The organism is Vibrio sp. 2134-1 (genome assembly GCF_033339495.1).
The window spans coordinates 20,143-39,718 of record NZ_JAWOUS010000022.1; the positions used below are offsets into that span (position 1 = coordinate 20,143).

Here is a 19,576-nt window from a genome sequence, read left to right on the forward strand (position 1 = left end):
CCAGTGGACATCACTGGCGTTTGAATATCTGGTTATCAGAACTGCTTGATATGCTCTAAGAAAGGCTCGGCTTGCATAAAGCCCGTCAAACGAGCGTTTGAAACGTGTTCACCACTGGCATCCCAAAACTCAATTGTTGGTAAACCAAGCACACTCATGTGCTTCAGTAGTTCGATGTCTTGCACTTGGTTTTTGGTCACGTCCGCTTGCAGAAGAACGAAGTCTTGCAGTTTGGCTTCGACGCTTGGGTCATGGAAGGTGTACTTTTCAAACTCTTTACATGCTACACACCAATCGGCGTAGAAATCGAGCATGACGGGTTTACCTGCCGCTTTCGCAAGTGCCAGTTGTTCTTCAAGCTCCGCCACGTTAGCAATGCGAGTAAAGCTAACAGTGGCTTGCTGAGTTTGTGTTGTGCTGTGTCCAAACCAGTAATTTAAGATAGGTTGTGCTGAGGCTAGCAAACCTAAGACGGCGATTATGCCCACGGCACTTTGTTTCCAGCCACCAAACTCTAGACTGTTTTTGATGTGGTATAGCCAACCAAAAGCAGCAATACCCAGTGCTGACCACAGAATCGTTGACCACATTTCTGGCATGATGCGTTCTAGTAAGAAGATAGGTGCGGCAAGCAGAATAAAGCCGAAGAGTGTTTTCACTCGGTCCATCCAACCACCTGCTTTTGGTAGCAGTTTGTTGCCGAAGACCGCAACAAGAATCAGCGGAATACCCATGCCCATCGCCAGCGCGTATAACGCGATACCACCGGTAAGCAAATCGCCGCTTTGTGCAACGTAAAGCAGCGCACCAGATAGAGGTGCCGTGGTACATGGTGAGCACACCAAGCCAGATATTGCCCCCATTGCAAACACGCCAGCACTGCTACCACCTTGCTGCTTGTTGCTGAGGTTGTTTAACCACGTTTGAACGCTGCTTGGTAGCTGTAATGAGTACAGACCAAACATAGACAAAGCGAGTGTGATGAACAGTACGCTCAAGCCAATCAGCACATAAGGGTGCTGCATTGCCGCTTGGAACTGCATACCTGCAGATGCCACCACAAGGCCGAGTAGGGTGTAAGTCAGCGCCATGCCTTGCACGTAGACGAATGACAAGCCTAGCGCGCGGCGTTGGCTTAGCTTGCCACTGCCAAGCACTATGCTGGTCAGAATTGGGTACATCGGCAGCACACAAGGTGTAAACGCCAAGCCCACACCAAGCGCCAAGAACAGAAGTGATGTCCACCAGTTATCATCAAGGTTGGCAGCAAGGCTATCTTGCTGTGTTACTGGCGCTGATGATATGTCACCAGACGTAGATGATTGCACCGCTGGTGGCGTTGCTGTTGGTGCCTGTTCTGCTTTTGATGCAGTTGTCGCCGTTGTTGAATCTGAGTTCGACGAAGTAAACGCGCTGATAGGAATCACGCGAGTTTCTGGCGGGTAACAGAAGCCTGCTTTCGCACAACCTTGGTATTGCACGACTACGCGAGCACCGTCTTGCCAATCATGCATTGGTACATTAACGAAGAGAGGTTGAGTATAGATATGCACGTCACCAAAGAATTCATCTTTATGCGGTGTGCCGTCTTCCATTTGCAGTTCGCCTAGCGATACTTTCTCACCAGCTACAGACAAGCGCTCTTGATATAGGTAGTACCCGTCACGTACCTGCCAATCGAGCATCAATTTGTCATCTTGCTGGTAGAAGTTAAATGGAAACGCCTGATCAACCGGAACAAAGCTGTCGCTGCTGCTACCAAAACTGTTGTTCTGGCTATTGTTAAACTGGTCTTTGCCAAATAAAGCTAAAGACGGAGTGGAAAAGGTAATGAGCCCTAAGAGTAAAACGGAAAGTAATGCGCGCATAAAAGAGTCAATTCATCTTAGATAATTGCCGTTAGTGTAACTCAATCAGACCCGGAGGCGAGTCAATAAGTTTCATGAAAATGAAGATTTATTGAGCATAAATCAAGACAACAGGCAATAAAAAAGGGAGCCGAAGCTCCCCGAGTAAGACTCTGTTTCTACTAGATCAGTAGACCACCGAATGCGAAGCCAAGTGCTACCGCAGAAGCGATGGTTACCACACCAGGTACAAAGAATGGGTGGTTGAATACGTACTTACCGATACGAGTTGAACCCGTGTCGTCCATCTCAACCGCTGCTAGAAGCGTTGGGTAAGTTGGCAGCACGAATAGCGCACTTACTGCTGCGAAAGATGCAACTGCGGTAAGTGGTGCGACACCGATTGCTAGTGCTGCTGGCATCAGCGCAACAGTGGTTGCACCTTGTGAGTAAAGCAGCATTGAAGCGAAGAATAGAACGAGTGCTAGCATCCATGGGTAGTCTGCTAGTAGCGCACCCGCAACTTCTTTGATGCCGTCAACGTGCGCGTTAACGAACGTAGAACCTAGCCATGCCACACCAAGAACACACACACACGCTGTCATACCAGAGCGGAATGTTGCTGCGGCTGGGATTTTGCCAGCATCGATTTTACAGCTCATTACGATAGCTGCCGCAGCTGCTAGCATTACCGTCATGATAGCTTCGTTACGGCCTAGAGCAGGGTTCTCGATAAGACCCACAGAGCCAGAAATTGCTGCTGCGTAACACACGACAAATGCGATTGCGCCTAGGAAGATGAAGGTTGCTTTCTTCGCTGTTGGTAGGATTTCGCGTTTTGCTTCTGTATTTAGCTTGATTAAGCCTTTTTCTAGACGCTCTTGGTATTCAGCATCGTCTTTTAGCTCACAGCCCATGAAGTTCGCCACGAACGCACCGATCATGCACGCGATGAACGTCGTTGGGATACAGATTGCTAGTAGTGTTAGGTAGTCAACGCCAAATGGGTGCAGCATTGCCGCGAACGCTACAACAGCCGCTGAGATTGGTGATGCGGTGATAGCGATTTGCGATGCTACGACCGCGATAGACAGTGGACGAGAAGGGCGCACGCCTTGGCCTTTCGCTACTTCTGCAATCACTGGCAAAGTAGAGAATGCCGTGTGGCCAGTACCCGCCATTAATGTCATTAGGTAAGTTACGATAGGCGCATAAAAGGTGATGCGCTCAGGATGCTTGCGCAAAAAGTTTTCAGCAACTTGCACCATCCAGTCTAAACCACCAGCTACTTGCATTGCTGCGATAGCGGTGATTACAGACATGATGATCAAAATTACGTCAACGGGAATGTAAGCTTGGCTTGTTGGTACGCCCAAGATCAAAGACAACGCAATGACCCCAGCACCACCGGCAAAACCAATGCCGATACCACCGATTCTTGCCCCCAAATAGATGAAGAGCAGAACCACGAAGAGTTCGACCATGACCATATTGATACCTCTTTAGTTTTTTATTTGATTCTGATTTTTTGAACACTCAGGAACAGGAGTAAATGCTCAGAGAATGAGAACCTAGTGGCTTAGCGGCAATAAAAGCATATAAAAAATGTGGTTAACCGTATGAGAGCCTAAAAAAGGGGCCTGAGTGGCCCCCTTCGGATTCGTTATTACTCGTAACGTTTTGCTTTGTAAGTAGGATGCATGAAGTTTTCTACTGACAAGATTTCATCAAGCTCCTCTGCTGTAAGCAGACCGCGCTCTAGCACGACTTCACGAACGCTCTTACCAGTTTCTGCACAAATCTTACCTACGATGTCACCTTCGTGGTGGCCGATGTATGGGTTTAGGTAAGTGACGATACCGATAGAGTTGTAAACGTAGTTTTCGCAAACTTCTTTGTTCACAGTGATGCCGTCGATACATTTATCGCGTAGGTTCACACACGCGTTGTGTAGTAGAGAGATAGACTCAAACACACTTTGTGCGATCACAGGTTCCATTACGTTTAGCTGTAGCTGACCGCCTTCTGCTGCGAAAGAAACCGTGTTGTCGTTACCGAGAACTTTGAAGCAAACTTGGTTTACTACTTCTGGGATAACTGGGTTTACTTTAGCTGGCATGATTGAAGAGCCTGCTTGCATTTCAGGTAGGTTCAATTCATTTAGACCCGCACGAGGACCAGAAGAAAGTAGACGAAGGTCGTTACAGATCTTCGATAGTTTCACTGCTAGGCGTTTTAGCGCGCCGTGAGTCATTACGTATGCACCACAGTCAGACGTTGCTTCGATAAGGTCTTCTGCTGCAACAACGTCAAGGCCTGTTACTTCCGCTAGGTGTTTTACTGCAAGCGCTTGGTAGCCAGTTGGTGTATTTAGACCAGTACCGATTGCGGTTGCGCCTAGGTTGATTTCTAGGAGGAGTTTAGATGTGTAATCTAGAGCACGAATCTCTTCGTTTAGTGTTACCGCCCACGCATGGAACTCTTGACCTACTGTCATTGGTACTGCGTCTTGAAGCTGAGTACGGCCCATTTTCAGTACATCTTTAAACTCAACGGCTTTAAGTTCGAATGCGCCTTTTAGGTACTCAATTGCTTCCATTAGCTTGTGTACGCTGTTGTATACCGCAATACGGAAACCTGTTGGGTACGCACAGTTGGTTGATTGGCTCTTGTTTACATGGTCATTTGGGTTAACAAATTCGTATTGGCCTTTCTCTTTACCCATCAACTCAAGCGCAACGTTTGCGATCACTTCGTTCGTGTTCATGTTAACTGAAGTGCCTGCACCGCCTTGGAATACGTCTGATGGGAACTGATCCATACACTTGCCAGTTTCTAGGATCAAATCACACGCTTCGATGATGTAGTTTGCAACGTCTTTTGGAATAGCGCCAAGTTCTTTGTTTGCTAACGCTGCTGCTTTTTTGGTCATTACCATGCCGCGTACAAATTCTGGTACGTCAGAGATGGTCATATTAGAGATGTTGAAGTTCTCGATCGCACGTAGCGTATGAATACCGTAGTACGCATCTGCAGGGACATGACGTTGACCTAATAGATCTTCTTCAATACGAGTGGCTGGGTTTGCTGTTTTTGGAGCATCAGATAGGGTAGCCATAGCAGGATCCTTAGATGATAATTCTGATAATAAAGTTATTTATTAGCCATTTCTGCAATCTAGAATCCATTCATCAGAATTTTTGGCTGGAAAATCCGTCCTGACTTATGTGGCACATGATACTGCACCTAGCGCATAAAAATAGTAACTAGATCACCTTTTTCGTTTTTAATGAGTCAATAATTTGCAAAGTATGAACGGGTTATTAATAACCCTTTATGGGTACTCGATTTTCCTCGACAAACATGAGTTTTTAGAGTTCGAAATTAGCACTTTAAAAGCACGAAAAAATCGGTACGCAATTGAATGAAACGCGCTCCCGCTACTTTGTCTAAAAGAGAAGGAGACCAGTATGAACACGCTTTTTTACAACGATTCGTTTGAGCTTAGTCTGCTTTTACCATTACACTGAATTAAACAAAGGAGGGCGTGTGTTTCCTATCTTATTATTAGCGTTTATTTTTGTTCCGATCATTGAAATCGGCTTATTTATTCAGGTGGGCGGCTTTTTAGGTTTATGGCCGACCATTGCACTAGTCTTAATCACGGCATTTGTTGGTGCATCGTTGGTTCGTAGCCAAGGTATACAAACACTGATGTCAGTACAGGGGCGTCTTGAACAAGGTGAAATTCCAGCCCAGCAAATTTTTGAAGGCGTAATGCTCGCGGTGGCTGGCGTGCTACTGTTAACCCCGGGCTTTATGACCGATGCCCTTGGTATGTTGGTGTTGCTTCCTGCGCCACGCGCCGCGATAGCTAAATACTTGATGAGCAAAATGGTGGTGAAAACCATGCATGGCGGTGGCTTCCAAGGTGGTTTCTCTAACCAGGGGCCATATGAGCAAGACCCGTTCCGTCGTGACCCATTTGATTCCCAGTCAGATAATGGCAATACCTTCGAAGGGGAATACGAGCGTAAAGACGATGATGATCGCAACAAGCTCAACTGATTGAGTTAGACAGTAAAGAAAACAAAAGGGCGCACCAAGCGCCCTTTTCTGTATTTGGAATTCGTGCTGCTTACAATGCGCCTTCAAAGCCCATTTGACGCCATGCTTCAAAAGCAATGATCGCAACGGCATTCGAAAGGTTTAGGCTGCGCGCATCTGGCATCATTGGAATGCGAATACGCTGCTCCATTGGCAAGCTATCGATGATTTCAGCAGGCAAACCACGAGTTTCTGGACCAAACATCAAAACATCACCTGTTTGGTATTGTGCATCAACGTGGTGACCTGTGGTTTTGGTGGTGCAGGCAAACAATCGGTAGTTACCTTGCTTCTCTTTCTCTAAATATTCTAAGAACGCTTGATAGTTTTTATGACGCGTTACGCGAGCTAAATCATGGTAATCCAAACCAGCGCGGCGGACTTTTTTCTCTTCAAGATCGAAACCTAGAGGTTCAATTAAGTGAAGGTTTGCACCGCAGTTGGCGCATAGTCGAATGATGTTGCCGGTGTTCGGCGCGATTTCTGGTTCGTATAAAGCGATATCAAACATGGTATTGAAATAGAGTTGGTCAAAGAGAGGGGCAGTATATACCCAAGTCACCGAAATATGCGAGATTCAGCAAGATTGACCTGGGTATGAAAGCAGGCATTAGCGCGGATGTTAATACCGTAAGTAGCGATGCTCTTTATAAGAGAGCGTGAGCATAGTTTTCTTCAACTGCTCGCCAGTTGACGACGTTCCACCACGCATCAATATATTCTGGGCGACGGTTTTGGTAGCTGATGTAATACGCGTGCTCCCACACGTCTAATGCGAGGATTGGTTCACCGCGCACATCCACTACGTCCATCAGAGGGTTGTCTTGATTACTGGTGGACGTAATGTGAATCTCACCATCTTTTACGATCAGCCATGCAAAGCCAGACCCAAAGGTATTGATGGCTGCTTGGGCAAACGCCTCTTTAAATTGCGCAAAGCTACCAAATTTATCGTTAATTGCTTGAGCAAGCGCGCCTTGAGGCTCTCCGCCACCGTTTGGTGACATGCAATTCCAATAAATGATGTGGTTGTAATAGCCGCCACCATTATTACGTACTGCTGGACTGAGCTTAGAGATATTGTCAAAGATCTCGTCTAATGACTGAGTTTCGAGCTCGCTCCCTTCAACGGCATTTACAAACTTATCAAAGTACGTCTTGTGGTGTTTGCTGTAATGCACTTCCATGGTTTTCGCGTCGATGTACGGCTCTAGTGAATCGTACGGGTAAGGCAGAGCGGGAAATGTATGTGACATAGTAAATCCTCCTTAATTGGAAAATTTACTTTAATGCTAACGATAATTATTATCAACTTTGATCTTTGTAAGGGTATTCTAAGAAGCCTCGCCAATTTCTAAAGTGAGGGTGGGGCTGTGAATCACTCACTCTAGAAATATGGTGCGAATTATTGTTAGTTCATCAAATTGAGACTAACAATTGATCGGTAAGGTGATACTCATACGCAATCCGCCTAAAGGACTTCGGCTGGCTGCGATCGTGCCACTGTGCTGGCGAATGGCACTTTCGGTAATGGTTAGGCCGAGACCTGTGCCGCCAGAGTGGCGATCGCGTGCCGTGGAAACGCGATAGAACGGGCGAAAAATCGCGGCCAGTTCCTCTTCTGGTACACCTTCTCCATTATCGTCAACCGTGATACGAAGCGTATCGTCATCGGCTTTGATGTCGATTTGTACCTCATCTTTTCCGTAGTAAATGGCGTTACGAACGATATTTTCCACCGCACTCATCAGCAGTTTAGGGTTACCGGAAATATTGCGCTTAGGTAATTCTGAATAGTGTAGCTGTTTGCCCATTTGCTCTGCTTCAAACTGCGCATCTTTAATGATTTCTTCCCATAAACTTTCTAGTGGCTGTGTTTCGCGAGTCATATGACTGTTCGCCTGCATGCGAGAAAGCTCTAATAGTTCGCTGATCATCTGTTCCAAGCGCTGCGCTTCGGTATCGATACGAGTCAGTTCTGGGCTTTCGCCTTGTTTACGCGTCGCTAATGCGCTTGCCATGCGCAGACGAGTTAAAGGTGAGCGCAGCTCGTGAGAGATATCGGATAGCAAACGTTGTTGTCCTGAAATCATTTGATTAACCGCTTCGACCATCTGGTTGAAGCTGCTACCTGCTTGACGAAACTCCGCCGTGCCTTTTTCTAAATTTGGGTCTGTGACAAATTCACCTTTCGCCACACGTTGAGCAGCGGCTTCAAGACGACGTGCAGGCTGACTCAAAGCCCAAGCAAGCCATAACAGCAATGGTGTACTAACTAGCATGACCGCAAGCAAGAGCTGGAATGGGTGATCAAACAGACGCAGGAGTAGAGGTGGTGGCTCATTCCATTTGAAGCCCACGTACATCAAGATATCGGAACCTGCCAAAGTGATAGGAATTGGGCCCGCAATCATGTATCGACCATACAGCTTCTGCTTTGGATTATTGTAATCTTCGATACTGGTGACAAAGTTTTGCATTGCACGCAATTGAAAATTGCTGCGTTTTTCTGTCGTAAGAACATTACCGCTGTAGTCAGAAAAAAACACCCTCGGGCGAGGGTCGTGCTTGCCGTGGCGGTTGCCCTCGATACGAAAAAGTATGCGGCCTAAATCAGTTTGCTGGCTGTATTTTTGTTGGATTGAGTCACGCGTTTCTACCATACGTTTGTAGTGTTCTTCTGGAATATCGCGAGCTTTGCGTGGGTCCAAATGTGGCAGTGATAGCACGGCTATCAATACTAATAACATGGTGAACCAAAAAATGGCAAAGATGCGTCCATACAGGCTATTGATGTTTGGCAGTTTGATGCGTGATAGGCGCATTAATCCTCCTCAAGCAGCATGTAGCCACGACCACGCAGGGTTTTGATTCGCGGCTTGCCATTGCTTTGATCTGGTAATTTTTTACGTAAGTTCGAGACATGCATATCGATAGCGCGATCAAAAGCAGCGAGTCGTTTACCAAGCACATCTAAGCTCAGTGTCTCTTTGGTCAGCACTTGTCCTGGGTTTTGTACGAAGTGGGTGAGTAGCGCAAACTCGGTTGCCGTGAGATCGAGTAGCTGTTGCTCACAATACGCTTCTTGCTTACCGGGATAGAGGCGGATTTCTTGATACTCAATGCAATCGCTGTTTTTGGTATTTTTTTGTGTGCTGCTAGTGCGGCGTAAAATCGCGCGGATTCGCGCTAACAGCTCTCGGTCACTAAAAGGTTTTGGTAAATAATCATCCGCGCCCAGTTCCAAGCCGATCACGCGATCAATTTCTTCCCCTTTAGCGGTCAGCATCAAGACGGGAGTTTCCCAATTTTCACGTAAGCGTTTCAGCGTTTCCATGCCATTGAGTTTTGGCATCATGACATCCAACAAAATCAAATCAATCTTATCATTGATCGCGGCTAAGCCGGCTTCACCGTCATTTGCGTCGCTGACGTCAAACCCTTCGAAACTGAGTACTTCTTTTAATAAGCTAGTTAGCTCGATATCGTCATCGATTAAAAGAATGTTTGCCATGGGGGCACCTATAGTAAGTTACCGATAGCCTAATATTACATTGGAATGATGCGCAACGAAGAGGAGAAAAATCACTCTTTACGATTCTTTACGCTCCCTATACGTCGCTTTACCTAGCGGGTCGTATTCTATACTCAAGCGCTGTGGGAACAGCTCAGAAGAACCACTCACCTGTGTAAGGAATCGTATTATGAAGTCTGCAAAAAAACTTGTGTTAGCTGCTGTTGTTCTACCTCTTACTCTTGGCGCCGCAAGCGCATTCGCTTACGGTGGTAAAAACCATCATAAAGGCCCTCGTGACGAATGCGGCATGGGTATGGACCGAGGTGTCATGCGTCAACTAGACCTGACTGATGCACAAAAAGATCAGCTAAAAGAAATGCGTGAAGCAAACAAAGCAGAAATGAAAGCAAAATTCGCTGATGGCAAAGAAGCACGTATGGCTGAGCGTCAAGCGCATCACGCAAAAGTACAATCGCTTTTGCTGGCGGATAACTTTGATGAAGCTCAAGCTAGCGAATTAGCAAAAGAGATGGTTGAGCGCCAAACGGAACGTCGCGTGCAAATGCTAGAAAGAAAGCACCAAATGCTTAGCGTATTAACACCTGAGCAGAAAGCGAAATTTGTTGAGCTACAAAATGAACGTATGCAAGAGTGTGGCGACAGAATGCACAAGCGTATGGAAAAGTCGCGCAATAATTAAGTCATGAATTGATGTTATATAAAGAGGCAGCCATTGGTTGCCTCTTTTTGATCTGGTTATTTCATGGTCATTCAATATACTCAACGTATGGTTTTAGTTAACTCTTTGATTATGAAACAGCAATACGCACGTTTAGTTACGACCGCCGCTTGGACTGCAACCATTGTGGCGACGCTTCTTCTGATAGTAAAAGTCATCACGTGGTGGGTAACCGGCTCAGTGAGCTTATTGGCGTCATTGATTGACTCCATGTTAGATATCGCGGCTTCGGTTGTGAATCTTGTGGTGGTTCGTTACGCCTTACAACCGGCAGACCGCGAACATACGTTTGGACATGGTAAAGCTGAGTCCTTAGCGGCCCTAGCCCAAGCAATGTTTATTTCGGGCTCGGCAGTATTTTTGATTCTTAACGGGATTGACCGATTTTTCCGCCCACATGCTTTACACGCACCGGAGTTTGGTGTGTATGTATCGCTGTTTGCGATTGTGGTCACACTTGGCTTGGTGATGTTCCAAAAACATGTGGTTCGCGTGACGGGGAGCCAAGCAATAGCGGCGGATTCTCTGCATTATCAGACTGATTTGTATATGAATGCTGCGATCATGGTTGCTCTGGGGCTCAGTTATTTTGGAGTGACTCAAGCGGATGCTGTGTTTGCGATTGGTATTGGTGTCTTCATTCTTTATAGCGCTTTCAAAATGGTCAGCGAAGCGATTCAAACCTTACTTGATAGAAAGTTGCCCGATGAAGAGCTTGAGCAAATTAACCAAGCTTGTTTGAGCGTAAAAGGGGTATTGGGCGTGCATCAGTTACGCACGCGAATGTCAGGACCGACGCGCTTTATACAGTTGCATTTAGAGCTAGACGATAACTTACGATTAATTGAGGCGCATTACATTGCTGATAAAGTGGAAGATAATTTATTGGCTCTGTTTCCTGATGCGGATGTATTGATCCATCAAGATCCATTGTCTGTCGTTTTCGGACCAGAGAAAGAGCAGAAAGCACAAGATTGGTAGGCTTGAAAAATCCATCAGTGCCCGACGACAAACAGGTACTTATTGACTATCTTTCCATCAATACTTATTAAGATTCGTGATCCTGATATGAATCAACAAAGTTTCATAGAGAAACTGTAATACTCTTACATAAGTAGAAAAGTTACATAAAAAAGTGCGTTTTCATTGGTAATCCTGTAGAGGAAATGTAACATAACGCACAGTTCTGGATTATGCAGGTTGCTTGGTAACAAGGGGCCTAAAAGAAAATTAAATAATTGATTGCCAAAGATCGAGGGTGAGCATGATTAAGAAGATCGGTGTTTTAACAAGTGGCGGTGACGCACCTGGTATGAACGCTGCGATACGCGGCGTAGTACGTACAGCACTATCCGAAGGATTGGAAGTATTCGGTGTGTACGACGGCTACCTAGGCCTATACGAAGGCCGCATCGAGAAGCTAGATCGTTCTAGCGTTTCAGATGTGATCAACAAAGGTGGTACGTTCCTAGGTTCTGCACGTTTCCCTGAATTTAAACAAGTGGAAGTTCGTGAAAAAGCGATTGAGAACCTGAAAAAACATGGTATCGATGCACTAGTGGTAATCGGTGGTGATGGTTCGTACATGGGTGCGAAGAAACTGACTGAAATGGGTTACCCATGTATCGGTCTTCCGGGCACAATCGACAACGATATCGCAGGTACGGATTACACTGTGGGCTACCTAAGTGCACTAAACACCGTTATCGATGCAATCGACCGTTTACGTGATACTTCTTCATCTCACCAACGCATTTCAATTGTAGAAATCATGGGCCGTCACTGTGGTGATTTGACTCTGATGTCTGCAATTGCGGGCGGTTGTGAATACATCATCACTCCGGAAACTGGTCTAGACAAAGACAAGCTGATCAGCAACATCCAAGATGGTATCGCTAAAGGTAAGAAACACGCGATCATCGCGCTTACTGAGCTAATGATGGATGCTAATGAACTAGCACGTGACATCGAAGCCGCGACAGGTCGTGAAACTCGTGCAACAGTACTTGGTCACATCCAACGTGGTGGTCGTCCAACTGCATTTGACCGCGTACTAGCATCTCGTATGGGTAACTACGCTGTTCACCTATTGATCGAAGGTCATGGTGGTCGTTGTGTAGGTATCGTGAAAGAGCAACTTGTTCACCACGATATCATCGACGCAATCGAAAACATGAAGCGTCCAGTACGCAACGATCTATACAAAGTTGCTGAAGAGTTATTCTAAGCAAGCTTGAAATAGATAAACAAAACCGCGGCTTTCCGCGGTTTTTTTGTATTTGAGAATCAACAAAAAAGAAACTAGCGATAGACGAGTGCTAAGACACGCTGCTCTGCTCTATGAGCGTTAATTTGCGCTCGCGCAGCGCAAACAAGTAGCCCAGTAGCCCACCCAACGTATTCCCAACCGCGATACCGATAAACAAGCCTTCAATGCTGTAGATTTGGCTCCCGACCCACGCCGATGGCAAGGTAAAAATGAACAGCCGCATAAAGCTCCACTGGAATGCACGCAATGGCTTGTGCATCGCATTCAAACCACTGACTAACATCATTACGATGCCTTGGAAGCCATAACTAAATGGCACCACCAGTAAATAATGCCAAAGCAGGTTTTTCACCGCATCTTCCTGAGAAAACAGCGCAGCCAGAGGAATGCTCAGCGGTACCATCATCAAGAAGATAAACCCTTGGAATACCACTGCAAAACGCATGCTAATAAATAAACCGGAAAAGGCTCGTTGCGGTTGTTTGGCTCCTAAATTTTGTGCCATAAACGGTGTGAGGGCAGAGGTCAGCGACATCAATACTAAAATCAATATGGACTCAATACGCTGCGCTGCGCCGTAAGCAGCAACCGCCGCTGTACCGTGGTTGGATAACAGCATCATCAGAATGGCACCGGACAACGGATTCATCGCGTTTGATAGCGCTGCAGGGGTACCAATTTTTAGTGTCTGTTGCCAGTCTTGTTTCAGCAAAGCCCATTGGGGTTGAGCAAGCAATTTTTCCCGTTTAATTAGCACATAGAATGAGCCACACAAAGCACCTAACCAGCTAAAGGCACTTGCTATGGCTGCGCCTTGAATGCCAAGTTCCGGAAAAGGGCCATAACCGAAAATCAACAATGGATCGAGCATGCCATTAATCAAACCAGCCAACATCATGACTTTTGCTGGTGTCTTTGTGTCGCCAGTAGCTCGGATAGCACTGTTGCCCGCCATTGGGATCACTAGCAGAGGAATGGTGAGATACCAGACCTGCATATACTGCTCAATAAGAGGGATGAGATCATCAGACGCACCAAGAAAACGAAACAATGGCGCAATGGTGGTAAAGCCAATAGAAGACGCGATAGCCACAAGTAACACGGCTAATAACAAACCGTGGGTGGTGAACCGTGCAGCTTGTGGTGCATGACCTTGCCCAAGCAAGCGACCAATATTGGTCGATAGTCCCATCCCAATCCCCATCGTAATGCAGTTAACCGCAAAGGTGACAGGGAAGGTATAGCTGATAGCTGCTAGCGCTTGAGTGCCAAGCAACGAGATAAAAAACGTGTCCACCAAGTTAAACATCAAAATTGCGATCATGCCCATGGTCATGGGTACGGTCATTTTCCGCAGCGTTTCAGGAATGGGTGCGGTCAACAAACCATGCTTATCGGTCGCTTGGGGTTCCAGCTTGTTATTTTCCTGCATGTGTGACAACTATCTGGTGAGCAAAATGCAAGGATACAAGAAAGCGAGATGCCGAGCGAGTGAGCATTTCTAACGCAAACCGTTGCCTAGTTGTTCGTTATTTTAACTAAGTCACAAAAATTTTGTGCCACCCCCTTGGGATCGCTGCTTCGACCCCTTATATAGGGATCACGTGTCTGGGGCTACAGTCCCTAAGGACAATTATCAAATAAACATGGAAATTTTCAGGAGAGACGACCGATGAACATTCGTCCATTACATGACCGAGTTATCGTTGAACGTAAAGAAGTTGAATCTAAGTCTGCTGGTGGCATCGTTCTGACTGGTTCTGCTGCAGAAAAATCGACTCGCGGTGTTGTTCTAGCTGTGGGTAAAGGCCGCATCCTAGAAAACGGCACCGTACTGCCACTAGACGTTAAAGTCGGTGATACCGTTATCTTCGCTGAAGGTTACGGTACAAAAACTGAAAAAATCGACGGTAAAGAAGTGCTTGTCATGTCTGAAAACGACATCATGGCGATCGTTGAATAATAGCAATCATTGAGTAATTTTTTGCTCAGATTCAATTACGAAATTACACACAAAGAATTTTAGAAAGGAAATCAAAGATGGCTGCTAAAGACGTTAAATTTGGTAATGACGCACGAGTTAAAATGCTGGAAGGTGTAAACGTTCTGGCTGACGCAGTAAAAGTAACACTGGGTCCTAAAGGACGCAATGTCGTTCTAGACAAATCTTTTGGTGCACCGACTATCACTAAAGATGGTGTATCAGTAGCGCGTGAAATCGAGCTGGAAGATAAATTCCAGAACATGGGCGCACAAATGGTTAAAGAAGTTGCGTCTAAAGCAAACGACGCAGCGGGTGACGGTACAACAACAGCAACGGTACTAGCACAATCTATCGTTAACGAAGGTCTAAAAGCAGTCGCAGCGGGCATGAACCCAATGGATCTTAAGCGTGGTATCGACAAAGCTGTTGCCGCGGCAGTTGAGCAACTAAAAGAGCTTTCTGTTGAATGTAACGACACAAAAGCGATCGCGCAGGTTGGTACTATCTCTGCAAACTCAGACGCAAGCGTAGGTAATATCATTGCAGAAGCAATGGAGCGTGTGGGTCGTGATGGCGTTATCACGGTTGAAGAAGGTCAGGCGCTACAAGACGAGTTAGACGTAGTAGAAGGTATGCAGTTCGACCGCGGTTACCTGTCTCCTTACTTCATCAACAACCAAGAATCAGGCAGTGTTGATCTAGAAAACCCATTCATCCTTCTAGTAGACAAGAAGATCTCAAACATTCGTGAGCTTCTTCCAACGCTAGAAGCTGTCGCGAAAGCATCTCGTCCACTGCTTATCATTGCAGAAGATGTAGAAGGCGAAGCGCTAGCAACATTGGTTGTGAACAACATGCGTGGCATCGTAAAAGTTGCAGCTGTGAAAGCACCTGGCTTCGGTGACCGTCGTAAAGCAATGCTACAAGACATCGCTATCCTAACTGGCGGTACTGTGATTTCTGAAGAGATCGGTCTAGAGCTAGAAAAAGTTGCACTAGAAGATCTAGGTCAAGCGAAGCGTGTTTCTATCACGAAAGAAAACACGACTATCATCGATGGTATCGGTGAAGAAGAGATGATCTCTGGCCGTGTTGCTCAGATTCGTCAACAAATCGAAGACGCAACTTCAGACTACGACAAAGAGAAACTACAAGAGCGTGTTGCTAAACTGGCTGGCGGTGTTGCAGTAATCAAAGTCGGTGCAGCGACTGAAGTTGAAATGAAAGAGAAGAAAGACCGTGTAGAAGATGCGCTAGCCGCAACTCGTGCAGCGGTTGAAGAAGGTGTTGTTGCTGGTGGTGGTGTTGCACTGATCCGTGCGGCATCTAAGATTGCTCACCTAACGGGTGACAACGAAGAACAAAACGTTGGTATCCGCGTTGCACTACGTGCAATGGAAGCGCCAATCCGTCAAATCACGAAGAACGCAGGTGAGGAAGACTCAGTGGTTGCGAACAACGTGAAAGCGGGTGAAGGTAGCTACGGCTACAACGCGGCAACAGGCGAATACGGCGACATGCTAGAAATGGGTATCCTAGATCCAACTAAAGTTACTCGTTCTGCACTACAATTCGCAGCATCGGTTGCAGGTTTGATGATCACAACTGAAGCGATGGTTACTGACCTACCGCAAAAAGACGCGCCAGCGATGCCTGACATGGGCGGCATGGGTGGCATGGGCGGTATGGGCGGCATGATGTAAGCCAGCTTATCTCATCGCTCTAGGGAAACCTTATAGCGGAAAGATAACCGACCAAACCTTTAAAAGTCGAGGCAGATGCCTCGACTTTTTTATGCGTATCACCTGAGAAACATGACGTTCTGGTGTGGCTTATCATGAAATTTTTGAGCGTAAAAAGCGCCATTTCAGAAGCAAAAAATCGAAGAGAAATATTTTTTCTTTTGAGTCAGATGGTTAAATCTGACCTATTGCTAACACTTTTTGAACGGGGACAGAGCAAAATCTGAACATTACACTATGTTGTAAATTGTTGCTTCCCATCATGGAGATGAAAATGAAAAAGCTTATGACGTCATTGGCGGTTGCAGCCGCTATCGCATCACCTGTTGCTTTTGCCGACAGTACACCTGTGATGTTCTCTACTATCGATAACACAAACGCACCTTCTAATTCTTCAGTTGGTGGCGTTCGTTTAGCTGTGCTGCATGGGCAGGTAAATGAGGTTAAAGGTGTCGACTTTTCACTGCTTGGTATGTCAGAAACGGATCGTACGACAGGTGTGAACTTCGGTCTGTTTTTTGGCGCAGCAAAAGTAAATCAAGAAATGAAAGGCGCGTCTTTAGGCTTAGTGAACTGGAACCAAGGTCAGACGACGGGTGTTAACTTGGGTGCTGTTAACATTACGAACAACGTAAAAGGCTTGAACTGGAGCGCGGTGAACTATTCTGAAGGCTACACCATGGCGGATGTGGGCTTAGCGAGTATCTCTAAGAAGTCTAATTTCCAGTTTGGTTTCTTCAACATGACCGATCAAATCGATGGCGTGCAAATTGGTCTTTTGAACTGTGCGGATAACGGTTTCTTCAAGTGTTTCCCACTCATCAACTTTGCTAAGTAATCCCTGAGAAAGTCAGAATCTTTATATACAGAAAGCCCTCGATGTTCGTCGAGGGCTTTTAATTACAGATGGGATGAAGCGAGTTTCTCGGAGCGTTAACTATTTAATTAATCGTGATGAAGTTTTGCGTTGTTGAATTCTTTGATGAACACCGCGGCGTAATGCTTTGATGTGGTTTTCTGCTTTATCCACACCTAACAACACGGTTAATGTCAGGAGAGTAATAACCACCGACTGCGTTAAATAACCTAAACCTATCATCAAACCTAAACCTGCTAGCACCCATATTACAGCCGCGGATGTTACGCCATGGATTTTTCCATCAAGTGTCATCATAACGCCAGCGCCTAAGAAGCCGACGCCAGTAATAATCTGACCAAGCACTCGTGCTTGATCAAGTGTATTTGGCGATAACGACACGGCCATCGACATAAACAGGTAGGTGCCTGAAATAATTAGTATTGCTGTGCGAATGCCAACCGGTTTACCACGAGTTTGGCGCTCTATACCGATCATGAGCCCATTAATGGCGCAGCATAGTAGGGCAGGCCAACTGAATGGGCCAAGATCGAAAATTTGTTCGAATGCTGTATGCATCTTGACCTCCAAAAGTGCGGAGTATGCATAGACTTACCGTGCAAAGCGAACAAAAATAATCAATCTAGACGACAAATTTAATTGAGCGTTGGAGCTTATTCTAAATGCAAATCCAACGGCGTTTTACTTGGCCTGCCACCAATTTCTCGTGTGAGTTTTGGCACCAGATAACCCGATACACGCGTGATGAGTCCGCGCATAATAGCTTTCGCTTCTTCGTCCGAAATAAAGTAGTGCGCTGCGCCTTGCACCTTATCAAGAACGTGGAGGTAATAAGGCAAGATACCCGCGTCAAATAAGGCCTCACTTAATGCCACTTGAGCTTCTACCGAATCATTCACGCCTTTCAGCAGAACGCCTTGGTTTAGAAGCGTAACGCCCACTCTTTTGAGCTTGAACATCTGTTCAGCAAATTCGTCATTGATTTCGTTAGCATGGTTGATGTGAGTGACGAGGATGATTTGTAACCTTGATGCTTGCAGCAGTTGGCATAGTTCATCAGTGACTCGAGCAGGAATCACCACAGGTAAACGGCTATGAATACGCAGACGTTTGATGTGAGGAATATGAGCAATGTGCTCTAAAAGCCAATGAATCTCATCGTCTTTTGCCATTAATGGATCACCACCTGAGAAGATGACTTCGTTCAACTCTGGTTGTTGTGCCATGTACTCTAAGCACTTGGTCCAGGCTTGTTTCCCGCTTTTGTTCTCTTGATAAGGGAAGTGACGACGAAAACAGTAACGGCAATTTACCGCGCAGCCACCTTTGACAATCATCAGGGCGCGGTTGCGATACTTGTGTAGCAGGCCAGGGACTTCATTGTCCTGCTCTTCCAATGGATCATTGGAGTAACCCGGATGCACCTCAAATTCGTCGCTCAGTGGTAAAACCTGACGTAAAAGAGGGTCTTTAGGGTTGCCTTTCTCCATCCTATCGACAAAACTTTGCGGTACACGCTGTGCAAACAGCTTGCGCGCGGCAAACCCGTCTTGCCACGGTGAAGGATCAATTTCCAGTATTTCGAGCAATTTTGCAGGATCAGAGATCCCATTCGCCAACTGTTTGAGCCAGTTTTGCTCAACAGATTCGACTTTTCGGGTTATTATGTGCGGCATTGAATTTAGCTCTAAGAATGTAAGAGGAAAAAATGGCTACAGTTAGCACCAATGAATTTAAAGGCGGTCTTAAGTTAATGCTTGATAACGAGCCTTGTGTAATTCTGGAAAACGAATACGTTAAACCAGGTAAAGGCCAAGCGTTCAACCGTGTTAAAATTCGTAAACTTCTTTCTGGTAAAGTGCTAGAGAAAACATTCAAGTCTGGTGACACTTGTGAAGTGGCAGACGTAATGGATATCGACCTAGATTATCTATATTCAGACGGCGAATTCTACCACTTTATGAACAGTGAAACGTTTGAACAGATCGCAGCGGATGCAAAAGCGGTAGGTGAAAACGCTAAGTGGTTGGTAGAAAACAACACTTGTATGATCACTCTTTGGAACGGTAACCCAATTACTGTTACTCCACCAAACTTCGTTGAGCTAGAAGTTGTAGACACAGACCCAGGCCTGAAAGGTGATACTCAAGGTACTGGCGGTAAACCAGCGACGCTATCAACTGGCGCTGTTGTTCGTGTTCCTCTGTTCATCTCAATTGGTGAAGTGATTCGCGTAGATACTCGTACTGCTGAATACGTAGGTCGTGTGAAGTAAGCACTTTATATGATTGTTAGAAAGGTCGCTTCGGCGGCCTTTTTTATTGCCTGTGATTCTTCTCTTTTAATCCCTCTGCGTAAAACATCGATATCCTCCGCAAATTTTTGATGATTTTGTATTATTCGTAAAAATCTTATTTATTCCATGAATCTGTCGATTATTCCTTAATGTAACATTTTGATACATTAGTACTTGTTGCTGAGTTGCATAGCAATC

The 19,576-nt window shown here is 45.9% G+C and carries 18 protein-coding genes; 8 read left to right on the forward strand and 10 right to left on the reverse strand.

Annotated elements, in window-relative coordinates; genetic code table 11:
- Positions 1-35 precede the first annotated feature (35 nt).
- The 3 genes from R7R78_RS20070 to aspA all read right to left on the reverse strand — a co-directional run bounded on the left by R7R78_RS20070 (position 36) and on the right by aspA (position 4,965).
- Positions 36-1,868 (reverse strand): protein-disulfide reductase DsbD, encoded by a 1,833-nt coding sequence (locus R7R78_RS20070; protein WP_225474171.1) that lies wholly within the window; start codon positions 1,866-1,868, stop codon positions 36-38.
- Positions 1,869-2,029: 161 nt separating this feature from the next.
- Positions 2,030-3,337, reverse strand: coding sequence for an anaerobic C4-dicarboxylate transporter (locus R7R78_RS20075; RefSeq protein WP_005382378.1), 1,308 nt, complete (start codon positions 3,335-3,337; stop codon positions 2,030-2,032).
- 176 nt (positions 3,338-3,513) lie between these two features.
- Complete coding sequence (gene aspA, locus R7R78_RS20080) at positions 3,514-4,965, reverse strand: aspartate ammonia-lyase (RefSeq protein WP_005382379.1); 1,452 nt, start codon at positions 4,963-4,965, stop codon at positions 3,514-3,516.
- Between the two features lie 431 nt (positions 4,966-5,396).
- Between aspA and R7R78_RS20085 the strand changes: the two genes are divergently transcribed.
- Positions 5,397-5,915, forward strand: coding sequence for an FxsA family protein (locus tag R7R78_RS20085; RefSeq protein WP_130545484.1), 519 nt, complete (start codon positions 5,397-5,399; stop codon positions 5,913-5,915).
- A gap of 70 nt (positions 5,916-5,985) precedes the next feature.
- Here the strand turns inward: R7R78_RS20085 and trmL are convergent, their stop codons facing one another.
- The 4 genes from trmL to R7R78_RS20105 all read right to left on the reverse strand — a co-directional run bounded on the left by trmL (position 5,986) and on the right by R7R78_RS20105 (position 9,468).
- Complete coding sequence (gene trmL / locus R7R78_RS20090) at positions 5,986-6,465, reverse strand: tRNA (uridine(34)/cytosine(34)/5-carboxymethylaminomethyluridine(34)-2'-O)-methyltransferase TrmL (RefSeq protein WP_025768811.1); 480 nt, start codon at positions 6,463-6,465, stop codon at positions 5,986-5,988.
- Positions 6,466-6,601: 136 nt separating this feature from the next.
- Complete coding sequence (locus R7R78_RS20095; protein WP_005382382.1) at positions 6,602-7,210, reverse strand: superoxide dismutase; 609 nt, start codon at positions 7,208-7,210, stop codon at positions 6,602-6,604.
- Positions 7,211-7,384: 174 nt separating this feature from the next.
- Positions 7,385-8,779 (reverse strand): envelope stress sensor histidine kinase CpxA, encoded by a 1,395-nt coding sequence (gene cpxA, locus R7R78_RS20100; protein ID WP_005382383.1) that lies wholly within the window; start codon positions 8,777-8,779, stop codon positions 7,385-7,387.
- A complete protein-coding gene (locus R7R78_RS20105) occupies positions 8,779-9,468 on the reverse strand; it encodes a response regulator (RefSeq protein ID WP_213973483.1) in 690 nt (229 codons plus the stop codon). Before R7R78_RS20105 ends, cpxA begins: the two co-directional genes overlap by 1 nt.
- A 190-nt stretch (positions 9,469-9,658) precedes the next feature.
- Here R7R78_RS20105 and R7R78_RS20110 point away from each other — a divergent pair, with 190 nt between their 5' ends.
- The 3 genes from R7R78_RS20110 (at position 9,659) to pfkA (ending at position 12,437) form a co-directional block, all read left to right on the forward strand.
- Positions 9,659-10,171: a CpxP family protein gene (locus R7R78_RS20110; RefSeq protein WP_005386388.1), complete on the forward strand. Its 513-nt coding sequence runs from the start codon at positions 9,659-9,661 to the stop codon at positions 10,169-10,171.
- A gap of 111 nt (positions 10,172-10,282) precedes the next feature.
- Positions 10,283-11,191: a CDF family cation-efflux transporter FieF gene (gene fieF / locus R7R78_RS20115; RefSeq protein WP_213973490.1), complete on the forward strand. Its 909-nt coding sequence runs from the start codon at positions 10,283-10,285 to the stop codon at positions 11,189-11,191.
- A 283-nt stretch (positions 11,192-11,474) separates the two neighbouring features.
- Positions 11,475-12,437, forward strand: coding sequence for a 6-phosphofructokinase (gene pfkA / locus R7R78_RS20120; RefSeq protein WP_005381521.1), 963 nt, complete (start codon positions 11,475-11,477; stop codon positions 12,435-12,437).
- A 91-nt stretch (positions 12,438-12,528) separates the two neighbouring features.
- Here the strand turns inward: pfkA and R7R78_RS20125 are convergent, their stop codons facing one another.
- The gene (locus tag R7R78_RS20125; protein WP_017635565.1) at positions 12,529-13,911 is read right to left on the reverse strand and encodes an MATE family efflux transporter; all 1,383 of its coding nucleotides are present in this window, start codon (positions 13,909-13,911) and stop codon (positions 12,529-12,531) included.
- Between the two features lie 240 nt (positions 13,912-14,151).
- Here R7R78_RS20125 and R7R78_RS20130 point away from each other — a divergent pair, with 240 nt between their 5' ends.
- From R7R78_RS20130 to R7R78_RS20140, 3 genes are all read left to right on the forward strand, one after another.
- Complete coding sequence (locus R7R78_RS20130) at positions 14,152-14,442, forward strand: co-chaperone GroES (RefSeq protein ID WP_005381516.1); 291 nt, start codon at positions 14,152-14,154, stop codon at positions 14,440-14,442.
- Positions 14,443-14,519: 77 nt separating this feature from the next.
- Positions 14,520-16,166: a chaperonin GroEL gene (groL, locus tag R7R78_RS20135; protein ID WP_005381509.1), complete on the forward strand. Its 1,647-nt coding sequence runs from the start codon at positions 14,520-14,522 to the stop codon at positions 16,164-16,166.
- A 313-nt stretch (positions 16,167-16,479) separates the two neighbouring features.
- Positions 16,480-17,043, forward strand: coding sequence for a VC2662 family protein (locus tag R7R78_RS20140; protein ID WP_005381507.1), 564 nt, complete (start codon positions 16,480-16,482; stop codon positions 17,041-17,043).
- Between the two features lie 99 nt (positions 17,044-17,142).
- On the opposite strand, the gene R7R78_RS20145 is transcribed toward R7R78_RS20140, so the two are convergent.
- Positions 17,143-17,640: an MgtC/SapB family protein gene (locus R7R78_RS20145; protein ID WP_005381504.1), complete on the reverse strand. Its 498-nt coding sequence runs from the start codon at positions 17,638-17,640 to the stop codon at positions 17,143-17,145.
- Between the two features lie 95 nt (positions 17,641-17,735).
- Positions 17,736-18,758, reverse strand: coding sequence for an EF-P beta-lysylation protein EpmB (gene epmB / locus R7R78_RS20150; RefSeq protein ID WP_225474172.1), 1,023 nt, complete (start codon positions 18,756-18,758; stop codon positions 17,736-17,738).
- A 32-nt stretch (positions 18,759-18,790) separates the two neighbouring features.
- On the opposite strand from epmB, the gene efp reads away from it, so the two are divergent.
- Positions 18,791-19,357 carry an elongation factor P gene (gene efp, locus R7R78_RS20155; RefSeq protein ID WP_005381500.1) on the forward strand — a complete coding sequence of 189 codons (567 nt, stop codon included), beginning with the start codon at positions 18,791-18,793 and terminating at the stop codon, positions 19,355-19,357.
- The last annotated feature ends 219 nt before the right edge of the window (positions 19,358-19,576 follow it).